We start from the raw sequence: 11,676 nt of genomic DNA on the forward strand, positions 1-11,676 counted from the left end.
GATTTAGAATGGGTCGAGCACATTGCCATCGTTACGCACGGCAAGATTGCCAAGGGTCGTGTTATTGATCGTTTCGGCGATAAACCGCACCGATCCATCCCCCAGCAAACCGAGCACGCCACCAGCGTGTGGCGAACGGAGCGGGCTGTTCACGCCCATGTTTTGGCAAACGCCATCATCGCAGGCTGTGGTGAAGAACTGATTCTTGCCTGGGTTGACCTTGTAACGCACCGTAACCGTATTAAATACACGCCCATCCGCGGAGGTCGGCAGTACGGTCGTGTTGTTGTTGCTACCTTTGCAACCCATCGCAAAGCCATGCTGACGGCCTGGGCGATAATCGATACGCGTTGTGGCATCGTTGTAGACGTAGTCCCCCACTTCGCTCACCATCAGCGTATTGCTACTTCCGTCAGTGATCGAACCGAACTTGCTTTGCGAGTTGTAATACAAAATTCCGTTGGTGGCAGCGGTGCCGTATGCGGTGTTTGTATACTCGGTCGCCCCCGATATGCCACCAAAGCCATTGACCGCGCCGGCAATGCCTACGTAGTCAGGAATCATCGAATACGGAGCACTCAGCGACGTCTTGTCAGGCAGGGCACTCGACGGACAGACGTAGACGTCGAAAATCGGCGTTTTACCGGTTCCGTTACCTACGGCGTTGGTGATTGCGGTGGTGTTGTAGCCGGCTCCGGAGCCGAAGTTCCCGGCCTCGTAAGCGTTACCAAGTTCGATCTGCGGCATGATATAGACCAGCCACGACATGCCCCAGTTGTTTGTCCCACCGGTACCAAATGGCTGCCGATCGTTCGATGCCCCGGGGGGGAAGCGGCCATAAGTGTCGTGGAAATTGTGCAGCCCCAAGCCATGCTGCTTCAGATTGTTTGTGCACTGCATCCGCCGAGCGGCCTCGCGGGCTTGCTGCACAGCCGGCAACAACAATGCAATCAGCACGCCGATGATCGCAATGACCACCAGCAACTCAACTAATGTAAAACCTCGATAAGTTCGCATAACCTAGCCTCTTCCCGATACTCAATGAAAAGAACGTACGACATGAAAAGAAAATACGACAATAGTGGCCTTAGGAGCCCCCAATAAAGCGCACGGCTATTATTCCCAATATTTACAAAAAACACACGATCAGAAACAGGGTTTCGTTAAAAAATGCCCGATATGCAAATTTATATTTAATCGCAGAAATTTATTGACACTCCAGCAAGACAGGAGCCAGCAGCAGGCACGACCGTTTTGCCCAGGTCGTAGCGAGAAAAAAGCTGCCCTAGAGTGTCAGGCGTTACTTTTTGCACGCTCCGGCAATCGCACAGCTTGTGCAAGAATCGCCACATCCGCCTGCTTTCTCTGCCGTCCCACAGCCAGGACCGCAGCCTGTTTCCAGCAGATCAGAAAACTGGCTGATGCCAGCAGCCGCGTTGTAGGTCTCGGCCAGGCGACCAGTTAGCTCGGCGACTTCTTCGGGAACGTCGCCCAGGAAGTAGAAATAGAGCGAGCCCCCGTCGAACAGTTGCTCGACCTCAAGCAGAGGGACGCGGATACCACGCTCGGCCAGTTCTTTCTCGCAGGCCGCGAACGCTTCCTGGCGATTGCGTTCCAGACGAGCCAGGATCAGGTTGTCTTCCACGGTCATGCCGCGGACGATCGAGCCGTCGCTGTCGGTTCCCTCTGACTCGCCAGCCGGGCCGAGGATTTCGCCGACTTCGAGCCCGCGGGAAGTGCGACAGATGACGCGCATACCGCGAACATAGGCAATCGCATCGACCGATGTGAACCTGCCGACATGCCCCAGCACGCTGACGCGAACAAAATGATGACGCCCAATGGCCGTTTCTTGTACCAAAATGGTCTCCTTACCCTCATTTTCACTGATCGTCGCAAGCTTGCCAAGTGTCGGCAGGCACTCACCTTACAATTCACCGCCAACCGTTTTAGAATGGGCACTTGGCCTAATCGGCCAAAAGTTGCTATTTCAATCGACCGTTAAAGAAGAGTACGCCGCCGATGTCAATGTCGACGCTATCGTGGTCCGCCTTGGCCGAAGAAGTCTTGCGTGGTCATCAATTGACCGTGGAAGAAGGTCTTTCGATCCTCCATTCGTCTGACGACGAGTTGCTGGACGTGATGTCCGCCGCGTTCAAGATTCGTTGCCAAGCGTTTGGCAAAACGGTACAGCTTTATCAACTGATGAACGCCAAGAGCGGCCTGTGCCCGGAAGATTGCGGCTACTGTTCGCAGTCGAAGGTCTCAGACGCCGAAATCCCCAAATACAACTTCCTCAGCCGTGACAAACTGATGGAAGGTGCCAAGATCGCCGCCGAGCGTGACGTGAAGACCTACTGCATCGTCATTTCGGCCCGCGGCCCGAACGAACGCGAAATGAAAGCCGTCGAGACGATTGTGCCGGAGATCAAGGAAAAGTACGACCTGAAGATCTGCGCCTGCCTGGGCCTGTTGAGCCCCGAACAAGCCGATCGCCTGAAGGCCTGCGGTGTCGATCGCGTGAACCACAACGTGAACACCAGTGCCGAGTACTACGAGAAGATCTGCTCGACCCACACCTATGCCGACCGCATCGAGACCCTCAACGCCGTCAAGAACGCCGGCCTGGAGATGTGCAGTGGTGGTATCGTGGGGATGGGTGAGTCAGACGAGGACGTCGTGAAGATGGCTCTCGAACTGCGCGACCTGGGCGTGCACTCGATTCCGGTCAACTTCCTCAACCCGATCGACGGCACACCGCTGCAGGGCCTGGGCAAAGACCTGACCCCACGACAGTGTCTGCGGATCCTGGCCGTTTACCGCTTTGCCAATCCCACGGCCGAACTGCGCATCGCTGGCGGTCGCGAGATCCACCTGCGAAGCCTGCAGCCACTGGGGCTGTACGCGGCGAACTCGATCTTCCTGGGTGACTACCTGACCACGCCAGGGCAGACCGCGGAAGACGACTACAAGATGCTCGCAGACCTCGGCTTCACCGTCACCAAAACGGAAGAAGTCTCGATCGGCTCGGCCAACTAGCACCGCGTTGGTTCATCGACACGCCCTCTCTTAGCCCTGGAAGGGCGACCGAAACTGCAATAATTGTTTTCGGTCGCCCTTTCAGGGCTCTTTGTTTTTCGAGACGGCTACCAGAGGCTTTCGACCCTGGCTACAATCGGCTGCCCTTTCAGGGCGTAAGAGAGAACCACGCTTGCACTCCCATTCCAGCATACTCGCACGTTCGTTTTGCTCTCTTTGCCAATTCCGGGCATAATGCGAGTTCTCTTCGGCCAATGCTCTGATCCTCGTTACCCACGGTACGTCATGATTGTTCGAATCCTCTTGGGACTGATCCTCGGACTGGCGAGTACATCCCATGCGTTTGCGGACCTGGTTCTCTACAACGTCCCAGGCACAAACCTGGTTTTCATCCTGCAAGGGCGAGCCACCGTCAACCCCGGGGCGACCGTCACCTTCCGGCATCCGACGTTCGGCAATCTGTTTATGAATGCCGCGGACGTGAAGATCTTCAAAGTCCGCAGCGTTCAGTCGCAAGTGACCAACCATTTAAATACGGCCAAGGCAGCCGGTGACTTGAACCAATGCCTCGAGGCGGCTCGTGAAGCGTTGAAGATCGGCAAGCTCGATCTTTTCTACCAGGCCTGTAAAGCGGCGTGGGAAATCAACCCGAACGACGACCGGGTAAAGAAGCTGGTCGAACTGAAACAAGCGATCGACAAGCCGGTAGCGATCGATCCGGCACAGGAAAAGATCATGCGCGACTTCACCAAGAATCGCGCCGACATGAAATTCGTCCGCAGCAAACACTTTCTCCTGCTGCACGACACTTCCGACCGCAAGGACGAACGCACCGACATGACGCGTGCCCAGGAACGGCTGGAGCTTCTGGAAACGGTTTACGAAAGCTTTTTGATGAAGTTCTGCCTGGAAGGGGTGGAACTGGATGTGCCTGACAAGCTGCTGATGGTGGTCCTCTTTGCCGAGCACGAAGAGTACCTGAAGTTTGTTACGCTGTTGGGCCCAGACCTGGCATCGGCGGCCGGTTTTTATCATCGCATCGATAACGTGGCCGTCTTCTACGACCAAGGGACCGACCAGTCGTTCGAACTGCTGAATGCTTTGAATCATCAGCTACAAAGTGATCGAGACGAGATCCGCCGGCGCAAGCTGAGCGGCCTGGCCGACGTGGTCCGCTTTGCCGATACGCTGAGCCTATTGATTGAAGTGAAGCGAGCGAACCTGGACATCGAAGTCGTCAGCCACGAGGCGACCCACCAGCTATCGGCCAACACCGGCCTGATGCCAGGTGACTCTCCCATTCCCGTTTGGGCCGCCGAAGGACTGGCCACCTATTTCGAGTCTCCCAAGCAAGCGGCCTGGAGCGGCATTGGTGCGGTCAATGCGGAACGCCTGGAATGGTACCGCGAACTGGCTCCGCTGACGAAGATCTCGAACATCGATTTCATCGTATCCGATCAACTCTTCACGCGTTCGGCTAACAACTTCACCACGCTGCACGCCTACGGCCAGTCATGGGCACTGACCCACTTCCTGATGGAAAAGCACTTCGACAAGCTGGTCGCTTATTACCGAGAGCTCGGTAAGCTCCCCAAAGCAACCCATACCACCCCCGAAGAGCTGCAAAAGGTGTTCGACAAGGTCTTCGGCAAAGACAAAACAGCCCTCGACAAAGAGTGGCGATCGTACATGCGATCACTGAAAACCGACCTGGAAAAAACACTGGCCGAAGCGAAGTAACGCTTCGGCCTCCCAGGTCCCATGGGACCGGCCTACAAGCCTTCGCCGATCTTCAGCAGCTTGCCGGTGGCTGGCGTTTTGCTTTCGTCTTTGCCGTCGCCGTTGCCGAAGAGAGTGATGAACAACTCCCCTTCATTGTTGAACGCCAGGGCCGTGGGCTGGTCGAGGTCGAGCAGTTTGGTCGCTTTCACAACCTGCTTGCCATCACGACGCACGGCGTCCAGGCGGTACAGACCTCCTTGCTTCGGATCGGCCCAACTGTAATCGACCGCGTAAAGCCGGCCGGTCTTGGGGCTAAAGGCCAGGCCCACCAGGTCGAACACTTCGGCCGGCAAGCTCAGCAGCAGGCTCTTCGACTTCTGATCGTAGAAGGTCAGCAGGCTATCTTTCTGATCGTTGATTTCCCCCATCTGACCTACCACAACTTCTCGCCGAGGGCTGATCGCGATGGCGGCCGGGGCGTCGACATTAACGCTCTCTTTCGTGGCGATGAAGCGTTCGAGCTTGCCGACCTTCTCCTTGTCGACCGTTACCCGAGCTACCCAGCCCTTCTTGTCGTCGCCGTTAGCGGTGGTGTAAATCTCGCCAGCATCGATCGCCACGCCGTAGAAGTTTCCTTCGCCTGGGATATCTCCTTCGGCTGCCAGGGGATTGGTCTTCTGCCCGGCATCGGCGGCGAGGGCCTCTTTGCCGTTTTCAGGAACGTCGAAAATACGAATGACTTCTTCACCATCCTTCAAGCTACCGTCGCCAACCACCAGGCGGTTCTTGTCCAGGAATGCCAACCCCAAGGGACCGATCTGATAGACGGGGCCTTTGCCATATTCGTCGGCAGGAAAGTCTTTCACGACGACTTCCGCTTTGCCGTCGACCACGCGAATAACCTGCGAAGCGGCTGTCTCGGCGACGAATACCGTGCCGGTTTCCGGCTGAACGGCGACACCGCTGGGGCACTTCAGTCCCTCGAGAATAACCTCAGGCTTGATCTCGGCTTGGGTGGAAGCAACCAGAAACAGAACAAACGCCAGCGGCAGGGAAACTCGGTGAAGCATAACAGTCCTCGTCCATGTGATCGTGAAGCGACTTAGCCGTATAGTGTGGCCCACCTGCCGACCGATTCCAACCATGGGCGCACAAAAAAAGGCGAACCGTAGTTCGCCGCACTTGCCCTCTCATCCTTACCCTCTCCCCCGAAGACGGTGGAGAGGGGACGAGAGCGAGGTAAGTACTATCACCCTTACGCGCCGATTCCGTTGGCTTGTTCGTAGGCGGCGATCTTGTCTTCCAATTCCAGCGTGCTGGCAATGTCGTCCAGGCCTTTGAGCAGCTTGTGACGGCGGTGCTCGTCGACGTCGAACGAATATTCCAGGCCGTGTGCGTCGCTGATCGTTTTCGTCTCCAGATCGACGGTCAACCTGTAGCCGGGATACTTGGCAAATCGCGCGAACAACTCGTCGACCTGCTCTTCGCTGAGAGCGATCGGCAGCAAGCCGTTCTTGAAGCAGTTGTTGTAGAAGATGTCGGCAAAGCTTGGTGCAATGACAGCGCGAATACCGTAGTCATCGATCGCCCACACGGCATGTTCGCGGCTCGAACCACTACCGAAGTTGCGACGCGCGACCAGAATCGAAGCCCCGGCAACGGCGGGGTGATTCAGCTCGAATTCGGGATGCAGTTCGCCGTCGTCCATGAAACGCCAATCGAAAAACAGGAACTGGCCGAAACCGGTTCGTTCGATACGTTTCAGGAACTGCTTGGGAATGATTTGATCGGTGTCGACGTTGGCCCGATCCATAACGGCGACAACGCCGGTCTCTTTGACAAATGGTTGCATGATACTGAACTATAAAAAGAGGGTTGGTCGTTCGCTTCGGATAGCAGGGCTTATTTAAAATCCCACTCACGAATGTCAACAAAATGCCCGGCGACACCTGCCGCGGCGGCCATTTCGGGGCTGACCAGGTGGGTTCGGCCACCACGTCCTTGACGCCCTTCAAAATTACGATTGCTGGTCGAAGCACAGCGCTCGCCTGGTTCCAGCTTGTCGGGGTTCATCGCCAGGCACATGCTGCAGCCAGCTTCTCGCCATTCAAAACCAGCCTCGGTGAAGATCTTGTCGAGACCTTCTTCCTGGGCTTGCAGGCGAACCAGACCGCTGCCCGGCACCACCATCGCGTGAACGTGGTCGGCCTTCTTGTGTCCCTTGACGACACTCGCGGCGGCACGCAGGTCTTCGATCCGACCGTTGGTGCACGATCCGATGAAGACGCGATCGATGTTGACAGTCGACATCGGCTCGCCAGCTTTCAGGTCCATGTATTCCAGGGCCAGTTCGGTCGAGCGGCGTTCGGTCGCGTCGGCGAAATCGCCAGGGGCCGGAACCGGCTTGTCGACGGCACAAACCTGACCAGGGTTGGTTCCCCAGGTCACTTGCGGAGCGATGTCCTTGGCGTCGAATTCGATCACCTTGTCGTACTTCGCACCAGGGTCCGAAGGAAGATTCTTCCAACGCTCGATAGCGGCTTCGATATCCTTCGGAGCGAACTCACGGCCGCGGATGTAATCGTAGGTGACGTCGTCCGGAGCGATCATACCGGCACGGGCACCTGCTTCGATCGACATGTTACAGACGGTCATCCGCTGTTCCATGGTCAGGTTGCGGACTGCTTCGCCCGTGTATTCCAGGACATACCCGGTACCGCCGGCGGTGGTCAGGTGACCGATCAAAAACAGCACGAGGTCCTTCGCCGTGACGCCGCGAGACAACTTGCCGTTGACGCGGAGTTCCATCGTCTTGGGGGCGGTCTGAATGAGCGTCTGCGTGGCGAGCACGTGTTCGACTTCGCTGGTACCGATGCCGAATGCCAACGCGCCGAAAGCACCGTGCGTGGCCGTATGGCTATCGCCACACACGATCGTCATGCCAGGCTGCGTGAGCCCCAGTTCGGGGCCGATCACGTGGACAACGCCTTGCTTGACGTCGTTCAGGTCGAACAGCTGAACGCCGAAGTCTTTGCAGTTCTGACGCAGGGTGTCGATCTGCTGCTTCGAGATCTCGTCGACGATCGGCAGCGAGCGATCGGTGGTGGGAACGTTGTGGTCGGGAGTCGCCTTGGTCAGTTCAGGACGGCGAACCTTACGACCGGCCAGTCGCAGGCCTTCAAATGCCTGTGGGCTGGTCACTTCGTGAACCAGGTGCAGGTCGATGTACAGCAGGGCCTGCTTGTGAGGTTCGGCGTCGACAACGTGGTTGTCCCAGATTTTCTGGAACATGGTACGGGGGGCGTTTTCCGCGATCATTCGTCTTTCCCCTAACGGCTTTTGCTAGGTCCACAAAGAGATTCACGAGCGAGACGGGGTTCGCTCGGTTTGCCGCCGCCCTCTATGGACAGGGTGGAGAGCAGGGCATAAGGGATAGTCCAGCATTATAGCCGGATTTCATCAAAACGGGAGGGGCAGGGGGGCAAGCCCCAAAGAAGGGGCCATGCCAGGGTCATTCGCCGCCTGTAAGCATTACCCGCGAATCGCAGCGATCCGAGTTTCGTCGGTCGGCTGGGCTTCTTCCCCCGGCTGAGGGCATTCGGCGATCGTTTCGTTCTCGGTCCACCACTGCACGGCATCGGCCTGGAGCCAACTGCCGGAAGACTCGCAGCGGTCCAAAGCGGCAGCCATGTCGAGGATCGACTGGTACCGATCGTCCGGATCTTTGGCCAGGCACCGCATCACGATCGCTTCCAGATCGTGCGGAACCGACGGAACGTGCTCTGACGGGGGTACGACCGCTTCGTGAGCGTGGGCGATGATCACCTTGATCGGCCGATCGTACTCGAACGGAGTGTGACCGGTCAGCATGAAGTATGCCAGGATGCCGACCGAGTAGATATCGCTGCGGGCATCGGGTTCGCTTTCGCCGCTGGCCTGCTCGGGAGACATGAACAACGGCGAACCGGTGATCATCCCTTCCTGGGTCAGGTTGGAATCTTCGGTCGATGCGATCGGCTTGGCCAGGCCAAAGTCCAACAGCTTGGCGACATCGTAAAAACCACCACGCTTGGCCGCGAACACGTTGGCGGGCTTGATGTCGCGGTGGATCATTCCCTGCGAGTGGGCTTCGTTCAATGCGTCGCACACCTGACGCAGCAGGTGAATCACGCGCCCAGGAGACAACGGCCCAAACCGCTTGACCAGGTCCGAAACGTTCAGCCCCGGCAGGTATTCCATCACGTAGTAGAACGTACCGTCTTCGGTGCGGCCGTAGTCGTAGATATCGATATTGTTCCAGTGCGAAAGCTTCGACGAGGCGTGCACTTCCCGCTCGAAACGGGCCAGCACGTTCGAGTCGCCTGCCTTTTCGGGGCGTATGATCTTGATCGCACAGGGGCGTTTCATCAGGTAATGATGTGCCAGGTAAACCTCGCCCATGCCGCCAGCCCCCAGGCTGCGACTGAGACGATACTGCCCAAGCTGCTTCGCATGGAATGCTTCGGTTCGCAGCATGTTGATCGTGTACACACCAAACACGGCGACCGCACCACTGATGATCATCTTCAAAGCCACTTCGGCCAGAATTTCCGGGTTGCCATACATGATCGTGTAGCAAAGTTGATCGGTCATCCAGGCGTAACCCAACAGGCCCAGCGGCGCGACGACCATCGCTCCGATGACAATCGCGGCCCTCTGCCAGGTGTTGGGAATGAACAGGGCATAGATGAAGATCAACAACATCCACCCTGGTGCCGGATTCTGAATCATCTGGTACTCACGCACACAGAGATGCATCGAGTTGTACTGGGCCAGCAAAAGTAAGACGGCCGGCAGACCAAATGTGACGATCTCTTGCGAACGCAACAGTCCCTTGCGGACATCACACCGCGGGCACAGCAAATAGCCTGTGGTGGCCAGCAGCACCAAAAGCCCCGCATGCAGGGCGATCAGAAACGGACTTTCCGTTGCGTTGTCGACAAATGCGAAGTCGTAGACGTGCCACACGAAGTAGATGGCAAAAATGCCAAACATGACGAACGTCGCAACCCTCAAGCGAAGTCGCAACAGCGACTGAGTTAGCCGCGAGAAGTGGGGACTGGACGACGACCCTTCCACCAAAGCAATATGGGGCGAGGAAGTGCTCGTCTTATCGACGCCAGAATCGCTAGGCGCAACGACGGTCTCCTCAAAGTGCCGATCCATCGAGTTTGGGGGAGTCGAATCAGTCATAGAGTCAATTTAGAAAGCATCTCGCAATTCTAGCGGAGCATCCGTCCGACGATTTATATTAACGTGTTCGATATCATTAGGCGAATCTTAATCCAACTCGCGGTTCTAACTTTTCAGATAGCCGCTATCAGCGATTCGCAGCAAATTCGCAGTAACCAACAATTCACACCCTTGAATCAGTATTACCGGTGATGTCCTTACCCTCAAGGGGAATCGACCGCTCCGCTGGTTCATGATCCTATTCCTTTTAGTAGCGCTTACTCGAAAAGACACGCCGATGGCTGAAAATGTTCTGCTTTCTTACGAATCTCTCCGCCAGAAGCTGGCCGATCAGTCTGCCGTTGTGGGGGTGATCGGCATGGGTTACGTCGGGCTGCCGTTGGTCAAGACGTTCGCCGACTGTGGTTTCCGCTGCTTGGGCTTCGATACTGATCCTAACAAAGTCGACAAACTTCACCGTGGGGAAAGCTACATAAAGCACATCGCAAGCGAGTGGATTGCCTCAAATGTTAAAATGGGGCGTTTCTCGGCAACTTGCGACAATGCCCGGATGGCCGAGGCCGATGTGCTTTTGATCTGCGTGCCCACCCCGCTGGATAGTTCCCGCGACCCCGACCTGAAGTACGTCGAGCTCACCGCCGAGGCCATCAGTAAGTCACTACGCCAGGGACAGCTTGTGGTCCTCGAAAGCACGACCTACCCCGGCACCACGCGGGATGTCGTGCTGCCGATTCTCGAGCGAAGCGGTCTGAAGCCTGGTGTCGATTTCTTCGTCGCCTACAGTCCCGAACGCGAAGACCCAGGCAATCCTCAGTTTTCCGCCGCGAACATCCCCAAAGTAATCGGCGGGCTTGAAGAGCACAGCCTGAAGTTGGCCTGCGAGCTATACGAGAAGGCGATCGTCGAGATCATCCCGGTCAGCAGCCTGGAAGTGGCCGAGGCGTGCAAGATCCTTGAGAACACCTACCGAGCCGTAAACATCGCGTTGGTGAACGAACTGAAGGTGCTGTTCGATCGGATGGACCTCGATCTGTGGGAAGTGATCGACGCGGCCAAGACCAAGCCGTTCGGGTTCCAGGCGTTCTACCCGGGCCCAGGCCTCGGTGGGCACTGCATTCCGATCGATCCGTTCTATCTCAGTTGGCTAGCCCGCAAACAAGGCATGCCGACGCGCTTCATTGAACTGGCCGGCGAAATCAACACCAGCATGCCGCAGTTCGTCGTGCAGAAACTGATGTTGGCCCTGAACGCCGCCGGCAAGGCCGTCCGCGGCAGCAAGATTCTGATGCTGGGTGTAGCCTACAAACCCAACGTCGACGATCCCCGCGAAAGCCCGGCCTTCGCGATCATGGAACTGTTGGAACCGCTAGGGGCCGAGATCCAATACAACGATCCGTACATCCCCCAGTTGCCGAAGATGCGGAGCTTCGAGTTCTCCCGCAAGGAAAGCATCGAGCTGACGTCCGAGAGCCTGGCTGCGGCGGATGCCGTACTGATTGTCACCAATCATAAGGATTACGACTGGGAGTTTATTGCCAAGCACGCCAAGCTGGTGATTGATACACGCAACGCCCTGGGGAAGATTGAGCAGCGTGGCAACATTCGCAAGGCTTAACTCCGGCCAGATGAGAAGTTGCCTAATGGCAAACTGAAAAAGCGGCAGTACTATGCCTCCCCCCTTGG

The 11,676-nt window shown here is 57.0% G+C and carries 9 protein-coding genes; 3 read left to right on the top strand and 6 right to left on the bottom strand.

Annotation, left to right across the window (positions count from 1 at the left end; genetic code table 11):
• Positions 1-3: 3 nt before the first annotated feature.
• Positions 4-1,017: a DUF1559 domain-containing protein gene (locus tag C5Y96_RS21380; protein WP_105357624.1), complete on the bottom strand. Its 1,014-nt coding sequence runs from the start codon at positions 1,015-1,017 to the stop codon at positions 4-6.
• A 283-nt stretch (positions 1,018-1,300) separates the two neighbouring features.
• Positions 1,301-1,861 (bottom strand): PSP1 C-terminal domain-containing protein, encoded by a 561-nt coding sequence (locus C5Y96_RS21385; protein ID WP_105357625.1) that lies wholly within the window; start codon positions 1,859-1,861, stop codon positions 1,301-1,303.
• 161 nt (positions 1,862-2,022) lie between these two features.
• On the opposite strand from C5Y96_RS21385, the gene bioB reads away from it, so the two are divergent.
• Positions 2,023-3,039: a biotin synthase BioB gene (gene bioB / locus C5Y96_RS21390; protein ID WP_199188756.1), complete on the top strand. Its 1,017-nt coding sequence runs from the start codon at positions 2,023-2,025 to the stop codon at positions 3,037-3,039.
• A 285-nt stretch (positions 3,040-3,324) separates the two neighbouring features.
• Positions 3,325-4,779, top strand: a complete 1,455-nt coding sequence (locus tag C5Y96_RS21395; protein ID WP_158261353.1) for a DUF1570 domain-containing protein — start codon at positions 3,325-3,327, stop codon at positions 4,777-4,779.
• A gap of 32 nt (positions 4,780-4,811) precedes the next feature.
• Here C5Y96_RS21395 and C5Y96_RS21400 read toward each other — a convergent pair whose 3' ends face one another.
• From C5Y96_RS21400 to C5Y96_RS21415, 4 genes are all read right to left on the bottom strand, one after another.
• The gene (locus C5Y96_RS21400) at positions 4,812-5,831 is read right to left on the bottom strand and encodes a hypothetical protein (RefSeq protein ID WP_105357628.1); all 1,020 of its coding nucleotides are present in this window, start codon (positions 5,829-5,831) and stop codon (positions 4,812-4,814) included.
• 185 nt (positions 5,832-6,016) lie between these two features.
• Positions 6,017-6,613 (bottom strand): 3-isopropylmalate dehydratase small subunit, encoded by a 597-nt coding sequence (leuD, locus tag C5Y96_RS21405; protein WP_105357629.1) that lies wholly within the window; start codon positions 6,611-6,613, stop codon positions 6,017-6,019.
• Positions 6,614-6,663: 50 nt separating this feature from the next.
• Complete coding sequence (gene leuC / locus C5Y96_RS21410; RefSeq protein WP_105357630.1) at positions 6,664-8,079, bottom strand: 3-isopropylmalate dehydratase large subunit; 1,416 nt, start codon at positions 8,077-8,079, stop codon at positions 6,664-6,666.
• A 213-nt stretch (positions 8,080-8,292) separates the two neighbouring features.
• Complete coding sequence (locus tag C5Y96_RS21415) at positions 8,293-9,993, bottom strand: serine/threonine protein kinase (RefSeq protein ID WP_105357631.1); 1,701 nt, start codon at positions 9,991-9,993, stop codon at positions 8,293-8,295.
• A 277-nt stretch (positions 9,994-10,270) separates the two neighbouring features.
• On the opposite strand from C5Y96_RS21415, the gene C5Y96_RS21420 reads away from it, so the two are divergent.
• Positions 10,271-11,608: a nucleotide sugar dehydrogenase gene (locus tag C5Y96_RS21420; protein ID WP_105357632.1), complete on the top strand. Its 1,338-nt coding sequence runs from the start codon at positions 10,271-10,273 to the stop codon at positions 11,606-11,608.
• The last annotated feature ends 68 nt before the right edge of the window (positions 11,609-11,676 follow it).

It is taken from the genome of Blastopirellula marina (genome assembly GCF_002967715.1).
GTDB classification, from domain to species: Bacteria; Planctomycetota; Planctomycetia; order Pirellulales; family Pirellulaceae; genus Bremerella; species Bremerella marina_B.